This is a genomic window from Umezawaea beigongshangensis (assembly GCF_016464305.1).
Taxonomy (GTDB): Bacteria; Actinomycetota; Actinomycetes; order Mycobacteriales; family Pseudonocardiaceae; genus Umezawaea_A; species Umezawaea_A beigongshangensis.
The window spans coordinates 201,058-217,169 of the sequence record NZ_JAEIOJ010000001.1; the positions used below are offsets into that span (position 1 = coordinate 201,058).

Here is a 16,112-nt window from a genome sequence, read left to right on the forward strand (position 1 = left end):
CCGGCGCGGTGGTGAGAGCCACCTGCGCCGAGTTCGGCCCGGCGCGGGCGGCCCGGCCGCGTGCGGGGTCAGGCGGGGGTGGCCGCCCTGCGGACGCCCTGCGCCAGGTCGCGGGTCAGGGCGCTCACCGCGTCCTCGCCCTCGCGCACGGCCGACACGAACGCCGAGCCCACGATCACGCCGTCGGCGAAGGCGGCCAGCTCGGCCGCCTGCTCGCCGGAGCGCACGCCCAGGCCCACCCCGATCGGCAGGTCCGTGTGCTCGCGCGTGCGCCTGACCAGCTCCGGAGCCGCGCTGGACACGACGTCGCGAGCGCCGGTGACGCCCATGACCGACGTGGCGTAGAGGAAGCCGCTGGACGCGGCGGACGTGGAGGCGATGCGGTCCTCGGTCGAGGACGGCGCCACCAGGAAGATCCGGTCGAGCGAGTGCCGCTCGGCCGCGGCGATCCAGTCCTCCGCCTCGTCGGGCACCAGGTCGGGGGTGATGAGGCCGAGGCCACCGGCGGCGGCGAGGTCGCGGGCGAAGGCGTCCACCCCGTAGCGCAGCACCGGGTTCCAGTACGACATCACGACCGCGCGGCCACCGGCCGACGCGACGGACTCCACGACGCCGAACAGGTCCCGCACCCGGAACCCGGCGCGCAGCGACTGCTCGGCGGCGAGCTGGATCGTGGGGCCGTCCATGACCGGGTCGGAGTACGGCAGGCCGACCTCGACCAGGTCGCACCCGGAGTCGACCATGCGGCGCAGCGTGTCCTGCGAGCCCTCGATCGTCGGGTACCCGGCGGGCAGGTAGCCGATGAGCGCGGCGCGTCCCTGCTCGCGGCACTCGGCGAACATCGGCGCGAGGCGGCTCATCGGGCTTCCTCCGGCTTGTTGAGGCCGAACCACTCGACGGCCGTGTCCATGTCCTTGTCGCCGCGCCCGGAGAGGTTGACCAGGATCAGCCCCTCCTCGCCCAGCTCGTGCCCGATCTTCAGCGCGCCCGCGAGGGCGTGGGCCGACTCGACGGCCGGGATGATGCCCTCGGTGCGCGACAGCAGCGCGAACGCGTCCATCGCCTCGGCGTCGGTGATGGGCCGGTACTCGGCGCGGCCGAGGTCCTTGAGGTGCGAGTGCTCCGGTCCGACGCCGGGGTAGTCCAGCCCGGCCGAGATGGAGTGCGCCTCGCTGATCTGGCCGTCCTCGTCCTGCAGGACGTAGGACATGGCGCCGTGCAGCGAACCGGGGGTGCCCGCGGTGAGCGTCGCGCCGTGCCGGCCGGAGTCCACGCCGTCGCCGCCGGGCTCCAGGCCCACGAGCCGCACGTCCGGGTCGTCGATGAAGCCGTGGAAGATGCCGATGGCGTTGGAGCCGCCGCCCACGCACGCCGCGACGACGTCGGGCAGCCGACCGGCCTTCTGGAGGATCTGCTCGCGCGCCTCGATGCCGATGATCCGGTGGAAGTCGCGCACGAGCACGGGGAACGGGTGAGGACCCGCGGCCGTGCCCAGCAGGTAGTGCGTGTCGTCGACGTTGGCGACCCAGTCGCGCAGCGCCTCGTTGATGGCGTCCTTGAGGGTCCGCGACCCCGTGCTCACCGGGATCACCTCGGCGCCGAGCAGCCGCATCCTGGCCACGTTGAGCGCCTGGCGCTGGGTGTCGACCTCGCCCATGTAGACGACGCAGTCGAGGTCGAGCAGGGCGCACGCGGTCGCCGTGGCCACGCCGTGCTGACCGGCTCCGGTCTCGGCGATCACGCGCTTCTTGCCCATGCGCTTGGTCAGCAGCGCCTGCCCCAGCACGTTGTTGATCTTGTGCGAACCGGTGTGGTTGAGGTCCTCCCGCTTGAGGAAGATCCGCGCGCCACCGGCGTGCTTCGCGAACTTCGGAGCCTCGGTGAGCAGCGACGGCCGGCCCGCGTAGTCGCGCAGCAGGCGGTCGAACTCACCGAGGAACTCCGGGTCGATCCGCGCCTTGTCGTACTCGGCGGCCAGTTCGTCCACGGCCGCGATGAGCGCCTCCGGCATGAACCGGCCTCCCCACGGCCCGAAGTGGCCCCTGGAGTCCGGGTCGTGCGGCGTGGGGGACAGCTGCCCGCCCGCGCCCTTGCCGGTGGAGGACATGCGCTTCTCCTAGTTCGTGTGCGTGTCTAGCGGCTCGGCCGGGGGCACGCCGGGTGCGATCCCGCCGTGACCAGCTTGTTGACCGCCACCTTGGGGTCGTCGCTGGTGACGAGCCCCTCGCCGACGAGCACGGCGTCCGCGCCCGCGCCCGCGTACGCCATGAGGTCGCCAGGACCCCGGACGCCGGACTCGGCGATCTTGATGGTCTCGAACGGCAACCCGGGGGCGATGCGACCGAAGACGTCCCGGTCCACCTCCAGGGTGTGCAGGTTGCGCGCGTTGACGCCGATCACGCTGGCTCCGGCCTCCAGGGCGCGGTCCGCCTCCTCGGCGGTGTGCACCTCGACCAGCGCCGTCATGCCCAGCGACTCCACGCGGTCCAGCAGCGACACCAGCGCGTTCTGCTCCAGCGCCGCCACGATCAGCAGCACCAGGTCCGCGCCGTGCAGCCGCGCCTCGTGCACCTGGTACGGGCTGACGACGAAGTCCTTGCGCAGCAGCGGGACCTTCACCCGCGCCCGCACGGCGTCGAAGTCCGCGAGCGAACCGCCGAAGCGGCGCTGCTCGGTGAGCACGCTGATGACGCGCGCTCCGCCGGCCTCGTAGGAGGCGGCGAGGTCCGCCGGCTCCGGGATGTCCGCGAGCTGCCCCCTCGAGGGGCTGCTGCGCTTGACCTCGGCGATGACGCCGACACCTGGTCCGCGGAGGACCGCCATCACGTCCCGCGGAGGCGCGACCTTCGTCGCCTCCTCCTTGACCACCTCGAAGGGCAGTGCCGCCTCACGCACGGCCAGGTCCTCGCGGACGCCGTCGAGGATGGATTCGAGAACGGTCACTCGAACACCTCGCCCGTAGCTCTGAAAGCAGTTCTCGGCACCGTCTGGTCGATTGGTTCGGTCGCAAGCTCCCGCACGTCACGCTCCCCTTCCCGCCGCAACGATGCTAACCCCGGAACGGATGCGGCCCGACCACCGGGGGCAGGTGTCCGCGCTGCTCCGCGGGGCTGTGCGGCGCCGGACGTGCGCCGACGTGCGCCGTCGCGTCCCCGGACGATCACGGCGGAGCAGCGCGGGTCAGCGCGGCGCGGCGTCCGGAGGGTTTCCCGTCGGGTCCTCGCCGCGCTCCAGGGCGTTCCACAGCTCGCGATCCGGGTCGGCGACCCGCTCGGCCGCTCCCGGTGCCCGGTGACCGCCCAGCCGGGGCATGACGGCGGAGCGCCACACCAGCACGACGCCACCGGCGAGCACGACCAGTCCCCCGGCGACGGCGAGCAGGCGCGGCGGGAGCGAACCCGTCGCGGTCGCGGCCAGCGCGCAGGCGAGGCCGCCGGCGAGCGCGACCAGCACGCCCAGCACGCGCCGGGCGACACCGCCCAGCGCCACGGCAGCGGCGATCGCGGCGACGGCCAGCACGGCCAGCGGGACGAGGGCGGGCACGACCTCACCGCCGGAACGGGTCACCTCGACGAGGCCGCCGCCCGCGCGGTCGCGCCGCTCGGCGACCCAGGTCAGCCCGGACGAGCCCCACAGCAGCAGCGCGCCGAGCACCAGCAGGAGCACCGCGGTCCACAGCGGACGGCGGCTCACCGGCCGCTCAGCCACGGTGGTCGCCCACCGCCGGAGCCATCGTCTGCGCCGTGGCGATGGCGGCGAGCACGGCACCGGCCTTGTTCAGCGTCTCGTCGTCCTCGGCCTCCGGGTCGGAGTCGGCCACGATGCCGCCACCGGCCTGCACGTAGGCCACGCCGTCGCGCATCAGCGCCGTGCGGATCGCGATGGCCGTGTCCGCGTCACCGGCGAAGTCCAGGTAGCCCACGACACCGCCGTACAGGCCGCGCCGGACGGGCTCCAGCTCCTCGATCAGCTCCATCGCGCGCGGCTTCGGCGCTCCGGACAGCGTGCCGGCCGGGAAGCAGGCCGCCACGGCGTCGTAGGCGGTGCGGCCCTCGGCCAGCTCACCGGTGACCGTGGACACGATGTGCATGACGTGGCTGTAGCGCTCGACCTTGAAGAAGTCCACGACGTGCACCGAGCCCGGCTTGCAGACCCGGCCCAGGTCGTTGCGGCCGAGGTCGACGAGCATGAGGTGCTCGGCGCGCTCCTTGGAGTCGGCCAGGAGGTCCTTCTCCAGCAGCGCGTCCTCCTCCGGGTCCTCCGCGCGCCACCGGGTCCCGGCGATGGGGTGCGTGGTGGCCTTGCCGTCGCGGACGGTGACCAGCGACTCGGGGCTGCTGCCGACGACGTCGAAGCCGTCCAGCCGCAGCAGGTACATGTAGGGGCTGGGGTTGGTGGCGCGCAGCACCCGGTAGACGTCGAGCGCGTCGGCGTCGGTGGTCATCTCGAACCGCTGCGACACGACGACCTGGAACGCCTCGCCGGCGCGGATGGCCGCCTTGGCCGCCTCGACGGCCGCGCCGTGCTCCGCGCGGCTGCGCCGCCGGGTGAACTCCGGCTTCGGACGGGAGAACAGGGCGGCGGTCGGCGGTGCCGGGGTGTGCAGCTCGACGGTCATCCGCTCCAGCCGCGCCACGGCGTCGTCGTAGGCCGCGTCGACCCGCTCGGTGGAGTTGTCCCAGTTCACGGCGTTGGCGATGAGCGTGACCGAGCCCTCGTGGTGGTCGAGCGCGGCGAGGTCGGTCGCGAGCAGCATGACCAGCTCGGGCAGCCGCAGGTCGTCCTCGGCGAGGGTCGGCAGCGTCTCCAGCCTGCGCACGGCGTCGTAGCCGATGTAGCCGACCATGCCGCCGGTCAGCGGGGGCATCCCCGGCAGCGGGTCGGTGCGCAGCGCCTCCAGGGTCTCGCGCAGCGCCACCATCGGGTCTCCCCCGGTGGGCAGGCCGACCGGGGGCGTGCCGGTCCAGTACGCCTCGCCGCCGGTGGCGGTGAGGGCAGCGGCGCTGCGGACGCCGATGAACGACCAGCGCGACCAGGAGCGGCCGTTCTCGGCCGACTCCAGCAGGAACGTGCCGGGCCGGTCGGCGGCGAGCTTGCGGTACAGGCCGACGGGGGTCTCCGCGTCGGCGAGCAGCTTGCGCACGACCGGGATCACCCTGCGCTGCTCCGCGAGGGCGTGGAACTCCTCGCGCGTGGGGCTGAACGACCCCAGACCGGACCTGCTGGCTGCACCCAAGACGCTGACCATGCGCGTCATTGTGCCGGGAGGAACTGGACCTCGACGATGCGGGGACTCCGCGTCACCCGATCTCAACGCGCGTTGAAAACCTTTCGGTCCGCACGCATGATGATGCCGTGACAGGAGCCGTCGAGCAAGGCGACCGCAAGCGGCGCGGCAGGCGCGCGGCCGGGCAGGACACCAGGGCCGCCCTGCTGACCGCCGCCCGCGCACTGTTCGTCGAGAGGGGTTACGAGGGGGCGACCGTGCGGGCCATCGCGGCGCGGGCCGGGGTGGACGCGGCGATGGTCAACCACTGGTTCGGCGGCAAGGAGGCGCTGTTCGGCGAGGCCGTGCTCCAGCTCCCGGTCGATCCGGCCGCCGTCGTCGAGCGCGTCCTCGACGGCCCGCCGGAGCGGATCGGGGAGCGGATCGTGCGCACCTTCCTCGGCGTGTGGGACGACAGCGGTGGCGGCGCGTTCGCCGCGCTGGTGCGCAGCGTCACCGCGCACGACGAGGTCGCGCGGGTGCTCCAGGAGTTCTTCCTGCACACGCTGTTCGCCCGCGTCTTGGCGTCGCTGGACGTCGACCAGGCCGACCTGCGGGCCACGCTGTGCGCGACGCAGGTGGTCGGCGTGGGGATGGTGCGCTACGTGCTGCGGTTCGAGCCCCTCGTCTCCGCCGAGGTGGACACGGTGGTCGCCGCCGTCGCGCCGACGCTCCAGCGCTACCTGCTGGGCGACATCAGCGCGGAGCCGGGCTGACCGGCTCCGCGGCGAGCAACACGTCGGCGTCGAAGCACGTGCGGTCGCCGGTGTGGCACGCGCCGCCCACCTGGTCCACGACGAGCAGCAGCGCGTCGCCGTCGCAGTCCAGCCGCACCTCGTGCACGTGCTGGGTGTGCCCGGACGTCGCGCCCTTGACCCACTGCTGCCCCCGGCTGCGGGAGAAGTACGTGGCCTCGCGGGTGGTGAGCGTGCGGTGCAGCGCGTCGTCGTCCATCCACGCGACCATCAGGACCTCGCCGGTGCCGCGCTGCTGCACCACGGCGCACACCAGGCCGTCCGGGGTGCGCTTGAGCCGCGAGGCGATGGTCTGGTCGAGCTGGGTCACTCCCGGCCTCCGAGGTGAGCGCGCGCGGGCGCGAGGTTGAGCAGGACGACGCCGTAGACGTGCGCGGCGCACAGCACGCCGGAGACCAGCCGGACCCACCAGGGCGCGGCGGCGAGCACGATCAGCAGGTGCAGCAGCGCCAGCACCGCGAACAGCACGACGCCGGTGACGCGGGCGGGCCGGAACCCGGCGAGCAGGCCGCCCGCGACGAGCAGCTCCAGCACCAGCGCGCCCAGCGGCAGGGTGAGGAACCCGGCGTCGCCGTCCGCGTACCAGCGCAGGAGCGCGGTGAGCACGAACAGCGCGCCGCCACCGGCCGCCACGAGGGCGGACACGACCACCTCGGGCGGTGCGGAGGAGTCGCCGGTGAGGCGGCGCGGCGAGGGCGTCACCGGATCTCCACCCCCGCCGCGCGCAGCTCGTCCTTGACCTCGCCGATGCGGAGCTGGCCGAAGTGGAAGACGCTCGCCGCGAGCACCGCGTCCGCGCCGGCGGCCACCGCGGGCGGGAAGTGCTCGGTCGCGCCCGCTCCGCCGCTGGCGATGAGCGGCACGTCCACGACCGCGCGCACGCGCGTGATCAGGTCCAGGTCGAACCCGGTCCTGGTGCCGTCGGCGTCCATCGAGTTGAGCAGGATCTCGCCCACGCCCAGCTCCTGACCGCGCGCGGCCCACTCGACGGCGTCGATGCCGGTGCCGGTGCGGCCGCCGTGGGTGGTGACCTCGAAGCCGGACGGCGTGGGCCGGCCGCCCGCCGGGACGCGCCGGGCGTCGACCGACAGCACGATGCACTGCGCGCCGAAGCGCTGGGAGCACTCGCCGAGCAGTTCGGGCCGCGCGATGGCCGCGGTGTTGACGCCGACCTTGTCCGCGCCCGCGCGCAGCAGCCGGTTCACGTCGTCGGTGCTGCGCACGCCGCCGCCGACGGTGAGCGGGATGAAGACCTGCTCGGCGGTGCGCCGCACGACGTCGAACGTCGTCTCGCGGTCGGAGGAGGACGCCGTGACGTCCAGGAAGGTCAGCTCGTCCGCGCCCTCGGCGTCGTAGGCCCTGGCCAGCTCGACGGGGTCGCCTGCGTCGACGAGGTTGGTGAAGTTGACGCCCTTCACCACCCTGCCGCGGTCGACGTCCAGACAGGGGATCACGCGCACGGCCACCGACATGCGGAAGAGCCTACGGGAGCGGTCCTGGCTAACGTCGTGGTGTGAACGACGACATCGCCCGCCTCGGCGAGAGCAAGTACCTGCTGGTGACGACCTTCCGCGCGGACGGCACGCCGAAGCCGACCCCGGTCTGGGTGGCGCACGACGGAACGGACCTGCTGGTGTGGACGGTCACCGACTCCTGGAAGGTCAAGCGCATCCGGCGCAACCCGGCCGTGGAGGTCGCGCCGTGCACCGTCCGGGGCGAGCCGCTGGGCGCGTCCGTTCCCGGAACGGCCCGCGTCCTGGACGCCGACGGCAGCGAGCGGGCGCGGCGGGCCGTCGCGCGGAAGTACGGCGTGGTGGGCCGCGTGACCGTGTTCGTCAGCAGGCTCCGGCGCGGCCGCGACGGCACGATCGGCATTGCGATCACACCGTCAACCACCGGTTGACGATGTCCGACGCGTCAACCTAGAGTTGACGGATGACCACGTCCCCGGTTCAGCTGACCGATCTCGTCGTCGCGGTCGCCACCCGGCACCCCGGCGGTGATCCCCTGGAACGCCTCACCGCCGCCGTGGGCCTGAGCGAGGAGCTGGACGAGCTGGGCGACCACCTCATCGGCCACTTCGTGGACGAGGCGCGGCGCGGCGGCGCGTCGTGGACCGACATCGGCGCGTCGATCGGCGTGAGCAAGCAGGCGGCGCAGAAGCGGTTCGTGCCCCGCGAGTCGCCCGAGACGCAGGTCCTGTCCGGACCGTCGTTCGACCGGTTCACCGAGCGGGCGCGGCGGGTCGTCGCGCTGGCCAGGCACCACGCGCGGTTCAGCGAGCGCATCGGCACCGAGCACCTCGTGCTGGGGATGCTCGACGAGAGCGGGGGCCAGGCGGCGAAGACCATCGCGGCCCTGGAGGCGGCGGAGGGCACGACCCGGCTGGTCGTGATCGACCAGCTCGACCGGACGAGCCACGTGCCCGCGGAGAAGCAGCCCTACACCTCGCACTGCAAGAAGGCGCTCGAACTGGCCGTGCGCGAGGCGCTGCGGCTGGGACACGGCTTCGTCGGCACCGAGCACGTCCTGCTCGGCGTGCTGGCCGAGGGTGCCGGTGCGGGCGCGCGAGCGCTGACCCGCACCGGCATCACCCACGAGAACGCCGAGGCGCACGTCGTGGCGGCGATCGAACGGGCGATGCTCAGCGCACCGCGCTGAGCGCCTCGGGCAGTGTGAACGCGCCGGCGTAGAGGGCCTTGCCGACGATGGCGCCCTCGACCCCGTCGCGGGACAGCGCGGCGAGCACCAGCAGGTCGTCCACGCTGGACACACCGCCGGACGCGATGACCGGGGCGTCGGTGCGGGCGCAGACCTCGCGCAGCAGCTGCACGTTCGGGCCCTGGAGCGTGCCGTCCTTGCTCACGTCGGTCACCACGTAGCGGCTGCAGCCGTCGCGGTCGAGCCGGTCGAGCACCTCCCAAAGGTCGCCGCCGTCCTGCGTCCAGCCGCGCGCGGCCAGCCGGTGGCCCTTGTCCGTGATCCGCACGTCCAGGCCCACCGCGACCTTGTCACCGTGCTCGGCGACGACCTTGGCGCACCACGCCGGGTCCTCCAGCGCGGCGGTGCCCAGGTTGACCCTGGCGCACCCGGTGGCGAGAGCGGCGTCGAGGGAGGCGTCGTCGCGGATGCCTCCGGACAGCTCCACCAGCACGTCCAGCTCGCCGACGACGCGTTCGAGCAGTTCGCGGTTGGAACCGCGGCCGAAGGCGGCGTCGAGGTCCACGAGGTGGACCCACTCGGCGCCGTCGTTCTGCCAGGCGAGCGCGGCGTCCAGCGGATCGCCGTAGGAGGTCTCGGTGCCGGCCTCGCCCTGAACCAGGCGAACGGCCTTGCCGTCGGCGACGTCGACGGCCGGGAGCAGCGTGAAGGTCACCGGTCCAGCCTAGTTGCCCGGTTCCCGGCCGGACACTCGGGAGGTCAGAGGGTGTCCAGCCAGTTGCGCAGGAGGGTCGCTCCGGCGTCGCCCGACTTCTCCGGGTGGAACTGGGTCGCCGAGAGGGGGCCGTTCTCCACGGCGGCCACGAACTCGCCCCCGTGCTCGGCCCACGTCACCAGGGGCGGACGGATGCGGTCGGACGGCTCCAGCTCCCACTTCTGCACGCCGTAGGAGTGCACGAAGTAGAACCGGATGTCGGCGTCCAGCCCGGCGAACAGCCGGGTGCCCTCGGGAGCGCGCACGGTGTTCCAGCCCATGTGCGGCACGACGTCGGCCTGCAACCGCTCCACGGTGCCCGGCCACTCGCCGCAGCCCTCGGTGAGCTGGCCGTGCTCGATGCCGCGGTCGAACAGGATCTGCATCCCGACGCAGATGCCCAGCACGGGCCGCCCGCCGGCGAGCCTGCGGCCGATGATCCGGCCGCCCCGCACCGCGTTCAGGCCCTCCATGCAGGCCGCGTAGGCGCCGACGCCGGGCACGACCAGGCCGTCCGCCTCCATCGCGGCGCGGTGGTCCGACGTGACCTCGACGTCTGCGCCGACGCGCTGGAGGGCGCGTTCGGCCGAGCGGAGGTTGCCGGAGCCGTAGTCGAGCACGACGATGCGGGACATGGTTCCAGGTTAGGCGATGGGTCAGGCCAGCGGAGGATCGTGGGGCGCCGTGCCCTGTGTCACGGGGATCACCGGCAGCACGGTGTTGATCGGCAGGTCGGCCGTTCCCGGCAGCCCGGTGATCCACGTGTCGGCCCTGCCCTCGTCGACCAGGCCCACGACCTGCGCCAGGTCGGGACGGCCGACGGCGCGCAGCACGGCGGCCAGGCCCTCCGGCCCGCCGGCGGTCGCGGCGGGCGCGTCGCCGCCCAGCACCTCGCCCGGCGTCGCGGTGAGCCGCACGCCGTGCCGGGAGGGGAACCACCGCACGAGCGAGCGGGCGGCCCGGAGCGGACCCACGGCGCAGCTCAGCGGCTCCTCGTCCTCCAGCGAGCAGGCGACGGCGGCCACCGCGTTCCAGCGCAGCAGCAGCGCCCGGCCGGCCACCTCGCGGCAGCGCGCGGCATGACGCACCTGGACACCGAACCCGGCGATCGGCGGCAGCGCCACCGTGCCGGAGGCGACCGGGACCAGCACCGCGGGCCCGGCTGTGGCCCGGTGCAGGGCGAGCTGGAGCTCGGCCGCGGGAGCGGGTGTCCAGATGACGGTTCTCGGCACGCTCACGGGTAGATCATCCCCCCTGCGCCGGAGCGGGTTCGCCGGGCGGGTGGCGAGTGGGCGGAGACGTCCCGTGTGGACCGTCGGAGGACCTGGCGTCCGGGTGATCCGACAACTTCGACCTTGCTCGAAGTAACGACCTAGGATGCACTGGTGAGCAGGTTGCCGGAGAGCTTGACCATCGGACAGGTCGCCGAACGCAGTGGGGTTCCGCACACCGCCCTGCGGTTCTACGAGGACCGGGGCCTCATCACCTCCGAACGCACCGGCGGCAACCAGCGCCGCTACGCGCGCTCGGTGCTGCGCCGCCTCGCCTTCATCCGCACCGCGCAGCGCGTCGGCCTGAGCCTGGAGAAGGTGCGCGACGCCCTCGGCACCCTGCCCGACGGACGCACGCCCACCAAGGCGGACTGGAGCAGGCTGTCGCAGGAGTGGCAGGTCGAGCTGGACGCGCGGATCGACGCGTTGCAGCGGCTGCGCGACCGGCTGAGCTCGTGCGTCGGCTGCGGCTGTCTGTCGCTGCGCAGCTGCTTACTCCAGAACGCCGACGACCAGCAGGCCGTCGACGGGCCGGGGGCGCCGAGGCTCAAGCCCGCCCTGGAGGGCGGCACCTGAGCGACTCGGCGGCAGCACGGCCACCGGGAGTGCTGCCACCGCGGACCGCGGCCCGACGCTCGCCGGGGCGGGCCGGTGGGGGTCAGACCAGCCAGAGGACGGCGCCGCCGATCGCGAGGACCGCGAAGACCCCCAGGACGACGGCCACGACCTTCGCGGTCCGCCACGTCGTCCACACGCCGCCGAGCAGGAACCCGGCCAGGGCCAGCAGCCCGAGACCCACGACCTCCTCCGGCACTACAGCACGCCCTTGGTCGACGGCACGCCACCGACGCGCGGGTCCGGCTCCACCGCGGCGCGCAGCGCGCGGGCGACGGCCTTGAACTGGGCCTCGGTGATGTGGTGCGGGTCGCGCCCGTACTCCACCCGCACGTGCAGCGCGATCTGCGCGTGGAAGGCCAGCGAGTCGAACACGTGCCGGTTGAGGACGAACGGGTAGTTCCCGCCGATGGTGAAGGCGTTGAACTGCTCCGGCTCGCCGGTGTGCACGCAGAACGGGCGGCCGGACACGTCCACGGCGGCGTGCGCCAGCGTCTCGTCCATCGGGATCCACGCGTCGCCGAAGCGGCGGATGCCCCGCTTGTCGCCGAGCGCCTCGCGCAGCGCCTGGCCCAGCACGATCGCCGTGTCCTCGACGGTGTGGTGCGCGTCGATCTCGACGTCGCCGGTCGAGCGCACGGTCAGGTCCAGCGACCCGTGCACCCCCAGCGCCGTGAGCACGTGGTCGTAGAACGGCACTCCCGTGCTGATGTCCACCACACCGGTCCCGTCGAGGTCGACCTCGACGTGCACCGACGACTCCCTGGTGGTCCGCTCCACCTTGCCGACACGACTCACCGACTCACCTCCTTGCCTGCCGCGAGGAACGCGTCGTTCTCCTCGGGCGTTCCGATGGTCACCCTCAGGTGCCCGGTGATCCCCACGTCCCGGACGAGCACACCGCGCTCCAGGTACTCGCGCCACGTCGCGCGCGTGTCGGGGAACCAGCCGAACAGGACGAAGTTGGCGTTGCTCGGCACCACGGCGAAGCCGTCGGCCGTCAGGGCGGCGACCACCCGGTCGCGCTCCGCGGCGAGCTTCGCCACCGACCCGAGGGTCTCCCCCGCGTGCCGCAGGGCCGCGCGGGCGGCGGCCTGGGTGAGCGCGGACAGGTGGTAGGGCAGGCGCACGAGCAGCAGCGCGTCGACCACGGCGGGCGCGGCGGCGAGGTAGCCCAGCCGTCCACCGGCGAAGGCGAACGCCTTGCTCATGGTGCGGCTGACGATCAGCTTCTCCGGGAACTCGGCGAGCAGCGACACCGCGCTCGGCCGGTCGGAGAACTCGGCGTACGCCTCGTCCACCACGACGATCCCCGGCGCCGCCGCGATCAGCTCGCGCAGCTCCTCGGTCGGCACGCTCTGGCCGGTGGGGTTGTTGGGGCTCGTCACGAACACCACGTCGGGGCGACGCTCGGCGACGACGAGAGCGGCCTTCGCCGTGTCCAGGGAGAAGTCCGCGCGCCGCGGCGCGGGCACCCAGTCGGTGCGGGTGCCCGCCGCGATGATCGGGTGCATCGAGTACGACGGCTCGAAGCCCAGCGCGGTGCGGCCGGGACCGCCGAACGCCTGGAGGACCTGCTGGAGGATCTCGTTGGAGCCGTTGGCGGCCCACAGGTTCCGCTCGGTGAGCGGCACGCCGGTCGCGTCGCCCAGGTAGGCCGCGAGGTCCGACCGCAGCGCCGCGGCGTCGCGGTCGGGGTAGCGGTGCAGCTCGCCCGCGACCTCCTGCACGGCCCGCACCACGTCGGCCACCAGTTCCGGGGTCGGCGGGTACGGGTTCTCGTTGGTGTTGAGCCGGACCGGCACGTCCAGCTGCGGTGCGCCGTAGGGCGTGCGGCCCCGCAGGTCCTCGCGCAGCGGCAGGTCGCTCAGCTCGACGCGCTCGCCGATCGGGTTCACGCGGTCGCCTCCCGGAAGCGCGCCGTCACGGCCTGGCCGTGCGCGGGCAGGTCCTCGGCGTCGGCCAGCGCGACGACCTTGTCGGCCACCTCGCGCAGCGCGTCGGCGGAGTAGTCCACGACGTGGATGCCGCGCAGGAAGGTCTGCACGGACAGTCCGGAGGAGTGCCGCGCGCAGCCGCCGGTGGGCAGCACGTGGTTGGACCCGGCGCAGTAGTCGCCCAGCGACACCGGGGAGTGCGCGCCGACGAAGATCGCCCCGGCGGCGCGGACGCGGGCGGCGACGGCGCTCGCGTCCGCCGTCTGGATCTCCAGGTGCTCCGCGGCGTAGGCGTCGACGACCTTCAGGCCGGTGTCCAGGTCGGAGACCAGCACGGTCCCGGACTGCGGGCCGCTCAGGGCCGTGCGGATGCGCTCGACGTGCTTGGTGGCCGCGACCAGCCGGACCAGCTCCACGTCGACGGCGTCGGCCAGCTCCTCGGAGGTGGTGACCAGCACGCTGGCCGCGAGCGGGTCGTGCTCGGCCTGGCTGATCAGGTCGGCGGCCACGTGCACGGGGTCGGCCGTGGCGTCGGCGAGGACCGCGATCTCGGTGGGCCCGGCCTCGGAGTCGATGCCGATCAGACCGCGCAGCAGGCGCTTGGCGGCGGTGACGTAGATGTTGCCCGGCCCGGTCACCAGGTCGACGGGCGCCAGTTCCGCGCCGTCGACGTCGGTGCCGCCGTGGGCGAGCAGCGCGACGGCCTGCGCCCCGCCGACGGCCCACACCTCGGTCACGCCGAGCAGCTCGGCCGCGGCGAGGATCGTCGGGTGCGGCAGGCCGTCGAAGTCGGCCTGCGGCGGTGAGCACACGACCAGCGACTCGACGCCCGCGGTCTGGGCGGGCACCACGTTCATGATCACGCTCGACGGGTAGACCGCGAGGCCGCCCGGCGCGTAGAGGCCGACGCGGGCCACCGGCACCCAGCGCTCGGTGACCGTGCCGCCGGGCACGACCTGCGTCGTGGTGTCGGTGCGGCGCTGGTCGGCGTGCACCAGGCGGGTGCGGGAGATCGTCTCCTCCAGCGCGGCGCGCACGACCGGGTCCAGCTCGGCCAGGGCGCGGGTCAGCTCGGCGGCGGGGACGCGCACGGACGCCGGGCGGACGCCGTCGAAGCGCTCGGTGAACTCCAGGACGGCGTCGACGCCGCGCTCGGCGACCGCCTCCACCATCGGGCGGACCCGGTGCAGCACCGCGTCCACGTCCACCTCTGCACGCGGGAGCACCGCGCGGAGTTGAGCCGGGGAGGGAACACGACCTCGCAGGTCGGTGCGGCTGAGCATGGACGTCCTCGGTGTGGGAGTCGGCGTGTCGCGGACCCGTCAAGGGTAAGGCGTGCGGCTCGCCGGTCCCCGGTCGCGGTGCGTGCGACCGGTCACCGTCCGCTCAGCGGACACCCGTGCCCATCTGTCAACTGTCACTCTCCGCTCACGGGCGATTGCAGACCAACGGCGGTGGCCCGTGCCCGGCGCGTCGCGCGACGCTGCGACGGCACTGCTCCGTCACACCCCTGCACCTGATGGAGGCGTCATGCACCTCTCCCTACGCGCCCTCGTGGCCGCCGCGCTCGGAGCGAGCCTCGTGCTCTCCGCGCCGGTCACCTCGTCGGCGTCGCACCGGCCCGTCTCGACGAACTCCCCCGACCGGGTCGTGTACGAGATCGCGACCCCCGGCGCGGAGGACCGCAGCGCGGTCGCCGCGACCGGCGTCGACGTGCTCGGCGCGAAGGACGGCACCACGACCGTCGTCGCCGAGCGGTCGCAGGTGAAGGCCCTGGAGGCGACCGGGCTGGAGCTGACCCCGCTGGGCGACGCCGACGCGCAGCTCGCGGCGCTGGGGAGGGTCGACTTCGCGCCGAACGGCGACGCGACCACCCTGGACTTCCCGTCGGGCTACGCCGGGTACCACAACTTCGCCGAGATGACCGCCGAGCTGCGGCAGACGGTGACCGACCACCCGAACCTGGCCAGGCTCACCAGCATCGGCAAGTCGTACCAGAACCGCGACCTCTGGATGATCAAGATCAGCAACGCCCCGGCGACCGACCAGGCCAAGCCCGAGGTGCTGTTCACCTGCAACCAGCACGCGCGCGAACACCTGACCGTGGAGATGTGCCTGCGCATCGTGCAGCGCTTCACCGACGGCTACGCGACGAACGCCGCCGTCAAGAACCTGGTCGACACCCGCGAGATCTTCGTGGTGCCGAGCGTGAACCCCGACGGCGCGGAGTACGACATCGCGACCGGCAGCTTCCGCGGGTGGCGCAAGAACGTCCAGCCCAACAGCACCGCCACCGGGACCGACCCCAACCGCAACTGGGGCTACCGGTGGGGCTGCTGCGGCGGGTCCAGCAGCAGCGGCAGCAGCGACACCTACCGCGGCACGGCGGCGTTCTCCGCGCCCGAGACCGCGCGGCTGCGCGACCACGTCAACTCCCGCGTGGTGGGCGGCGTGCAGCAGATCACGACGCACATCGACTTCCACACGTACTCCGAGCTGATCCTGTGGCCCTTCGGCTACACCTACGACGACACCGCCACCGGGCTGAACGCCGACCAGGCCAACGCGTTCGCGACGCTGGGCAGGCAGATGGCCGGCAGCAACGGCTACACCCCGCAGCAGTCGTCCGACCTCTACATCACCGACGGCGGCATCAACGACTGGATGTGGGGCGTGCACAAGATCTGGAGCTACACCTTCGAGATGTACCCCGCGTCGGGTTCGGGCCTCAACGGCTTCTACCCGCGCGACACGGTGATCGCCGCGCAGACCGCGCGCAACGACGGCGCCGTGGACCTGCTGCTCACCTACTCCGACTGCGTTCCGCGCATCATCGGCAAGACCTGCTGACGA

20 protein-coding genes are annotated in these 16,112 nt (G+C 73.3%); 5 read left to right on the top strand and 15 right to left on the bottom strand.

Going from position 1 to position 16,112, the window contains the following annotated elements; all coding sequences use genetic code 11:
* Nucleotides 1-68: 68 nt before the first annotated feature.
* The 5 genes from trpA to IMZ35_RS00925 form a co-directional block, all read right to left on the bottom strand.
* Nucleotides 69-860 carry a tryptophan synthase subunit alpha gene (trpA, locus tag IMZ35_RS00905; protein ID WP_199438921.1) on the bottom strand — a complete coding sequence of 264 codons (792 nt, stop codon included), beginning with the start codon at nucleotides 858-860 and terminating at the stop codon, nucleotides 69-71.
* Nucleotides 857-2,107: a tryptophan synthase subunit beta gene (gene trpB, locus IMZ35_RS00910; protein WP_199438922.1), complete on the bottom strand. Its 1,251-nt coding sequence runs from the start codon at nucleotides 2,105-2,107 to the stop codon at nucleotides 857-859. The genes trpA and trpB overlap by 4 nt, the downstream gene beginning before the upstream one ends.
* A 26-nt stretch (nucleotides 2,108-2,133) precedes the next feature.
* A complete protein-coding gene (trpC, locus tag IMZ35_RS00915) occupies nucleotides 2,134-2,943 on the bottom strand; it encodes an indole-3-glycerol phosphate synthase TrpC (RefSeq protein ID WP_199438923.1) in 810 nt (269 codons plus the stop codon).
* A 237-nt stretch (nucleotides 2,944-3,180) separates the two neighbouring features.
* Nucleotides 3,181-3,708, bottom strand: a complete 528-nt coding sequence (locus tag IMZ35_RS00920) for a Trp biosynthesis-associated membrane protein (RefSeq protein ID WP_199438924.1) — start codon at nucleotides 3,706-3,708, stop codon at nucleotides 3,181-3,183.
* On the bottom strand, nucleotides 3,701-5,248 hold the full coding sequence (locus tag IMZ35_RS00925; protein ID WP_199438925.1) for an anthranilate synthase component I: 1,548 nt from the start codon (nucleotides 5,246-5,248) through the stop codon (nucleotides 3,701-3,703). The genes IMZ35_RS00920 and IMZ35_RS00925 overlap by 8 nt, the downstream gene beginning before the upstream one ends.
* 107 nt (nucleotides 5,249-5,355) lie before the next feature.
* Between IMZ35_RS00925 and IMZ35_RS00930 the strand changes: the two genes are divergently transcribed.
* Nucleotides 5,356-5,982, top strand: coding sequence for a TetR/AcrR family transcriptional regulator (locus IMZ35_RS00930; RefSeq protein ID WP_199438926.1), 627 nt, complete (start codon nucleotides 5,356-5,358; stop codon nucleotides 5,980-5,982).
* Here IMZ35_RS00930 and hisI read toward each other — a convergent pair.
* The 3 genes from hisI to hisF are packed head-to-tail and all read right to left on the bottom strand — an operon-like array spanning nucleotide 5,963 to nucleotide 7,493.
* Nucleotides 5,963-6,331, bottom strand: coding sequence for a phosphoribosyl-AMP cyclohydrolase (hisI, locus tag IMZ35_RS00935; protein ID WP_199438927.1), 369 nt, complete (start codon nucleotides 6,329-6,331; stop codon nucleotides 5,963-5,965). The genes IMZ35_RS00930 and hisI overlap by 20 nt on opposite strands.
* On the bottom strand, nucleotides 6,328-6,723 hold the full coding sequence (locus IMZ35_RS00940; protein ID WP_199438928.1) for a hypothetical protein: 396 nt from the start codon (nucleotides 6,721-6,723) through the stop codon (nucleotides 6,328-6,330). The genes hisI and IMZ35_RS00940 overlap by 4 nt, the downstream gene beginning before the upstream one ends.
* Entirely contained in the window at nucleotides 6,720-7,493 is a 774-nt protein-coding gene (gene hisF, locus IMZ35_RS00945) for an imidazole glycerol phosphate synthase subunit HisF (RefSeq protein WP_199438929.1), read from the bottom strand. Before hisF ends, IMZ35_RS00940 begins: the two co-directional genes overlap by 4 nt.
* A gap of 41 nt (nucleotides 7,494-7,534) precedes the next feature.
* On the opposite strand from hisF, the gene IMZ35_RS00950 reads away from it, so the two are divergent.
* Entirely contained in the window at nucleotides 7,535-7,924 is a 390-nt protein-coding gene (locus tag IMZ35_RS00950) for a PPOX class F420-dependent oxidoreductase (protein ID WP_199438930.1), read from the top strand.
* A gap of 32 nt (nucleotides 7,925-7,956) precedes the next feature.
* Nucleotides 7,957-8,682, top strand: a complete 726-nt coding sequence (locus IMZ35_RS00955; RefSeq protein WP_199438931.1) for a Clp protease N-terminal domain-containing protein — start codon at nucleotides 7,957-7,959, stop codon at nucleotides 8,680-8,682.
* Here the strand turns inward: IMZ35_RS00955 and priA are convergent.
* Genes priA through IMZ35_RS00970 form a run of 3 tightly spaced genes read right to left on the bottom strand, consistent with a single transcriptional unit; the run spans nucleotide 8,666 to nucleotide 10,674 of the window.
* A complete protein-coding gene (priA, locus tag IMZ35_RS00960) occupies nucleotides 8,666-9,397 on the bottom strand; it encodes a bifunctional 1-(5-phosphoribosyl)-5-((5-phosphoribosylamino)methylideneamino)imidazole-4-carboxamide isomerase/phosphoribosylanthranilate isomerase PriA (RefSeq protein WP_199438932.1) in 732 nt (243 codons plus the stop codon). The genes IMZ35_RS00955 and priA overlap by 17 nt on opposite strands.
* Nucleotides 9,398-9,441: 44 nt before the next feature.
* The gene (hisH, locus tag IMZ35_RS00965; RefSeq protein ID WP_199438933.1) at nucleotides 9,442-10,071 is read right to left on the bottom strand and encodes an imidazole glycerol phosphate synthase subunit HisH; all 630 of its coding nucleotides are present in this window, start codon (nucleotides 10,069-10,071) and stop codon (nucleotides 9,442-9,444) included.
* 21 nt (nucleotides 10,072-10,092) lie between these two features.
* Nucleotides 10,093-10,674 carry a hypothetical protein gene (locus tag IMZ35_RS00970; protein ID WP_199438934.1) on the bottom strand — a complete coding sequence of 194 codons (582 nt, stop codon included), beginning with the start codon at nucleotides 10,672-10,674 and terminating at the stop codon, nucleotides 10,093-10,095.
* A 147-nt stretch (nucleotides 10,675-10,821) separates the two neighbouring features.
* Here IMZ35_RS00970 and soxR point away from each other — a divergent pair, with 147 nt between their 5' ends.
* Nucleotides 10,822-11,283 (top strand): redox-sensitive transcriptional activator SoxR, encoded by a 462-nt coding sequence (gene soxR / locus IMZ35_RS00975; RefSeq protein ID WP_199438935.1) that lies wholly within the window; start codon nucleotides 10,822-10,824, stop codon nucleotides 11,281-11,283.
* Between the two features lie 82 nt (nucleotides 11,284-11,365).
* Here the strand turns inward: soxR and IMZ35_RS00980 are convergent, their stop codons facing one another.
* The 4 genes from IMZ35_RS00980 to hisD are packed head-to-tail and all read right to left on the bottom strand — an operon-like array spanning nucleotide 11,366 to nucleotide 14,542.
* Nucleotides 11,366-11,521 (bottom strand): CG2302 family histidine operon protein, encoded by a 156-nt coding sequence (locus IMZ35_RS00980; RefSeq protein WP_498063207.1) that lies wholly within the window; start codon nucleotides 11,519-11,521, stop codon nucleotides 11,366-11,368.
* Nucleotides 11,521-12,120, bottom strand: coding sequence for an imidazoleglycerol-phosphate dehydratase HisB (gene hisB, locus IMZ35_RS00985; RefSeq protein ID WP_199438936.1), 600 nt, complete (start codon nucleotides 12,118-12,120; stop codon nucleotides 11,521-11,523). The genes IMZ35_RS00980 and hisB overlap by 1 nt, the downstream gene beginning before the upstream one ends.
* On the bottom strand, nucleotides 12,117-13,220 hold the full coding sequence (locus IMZ35_RS00990) for a histidinol-phosphate transaminase (protein ID WP_199438937.1): 1,104 nt from the start codon (nucleotides 13,218-13,220) through the stop codon (nucleotides 12,117-12,119). The genes hisB and IMZ35_RS00990 overlap by 4 nt, the downstream gene beginning before the upstream one ends.
* Nucleotides 13,217-14,542 (bottom strand): histidinol dehydrogenase, encoded by a 1,326-nt coding sequence (gene hisD / locus IMZ35_RS00995; RefSeq protein ID WP_199438938.1) that lies wholly within the window; start codon nucleotides 14,540-14,542, stop codon nucleotides 13,217-13,219. Before hisD ends, IMZ35_RS00990 begins: the two co-directional genes overlap by 4 nt.
* A gap of 247 nt (nucleotides 14,543-14,789) precedes the next feature.
* On the opposite strand from hisD, the gene IMZ35_RS01000 reads away from it, so the two are divergent.
* The gene (locus IMZ35_RS01000) at nucleotides 14,790-16,109 is read left to right on the top strand and encodes a M14 family metallopeptidase (RefSeq protein WP_199438939.1); all 1,320 of its coding nucleotides are present in this window, start codon (nucleotides 14,790-14,792) and stop codon (nucleotides 16,107-16,109) included.
* Nucleotides 16,110-16,112: the final 3 nt, after the last annotated feature.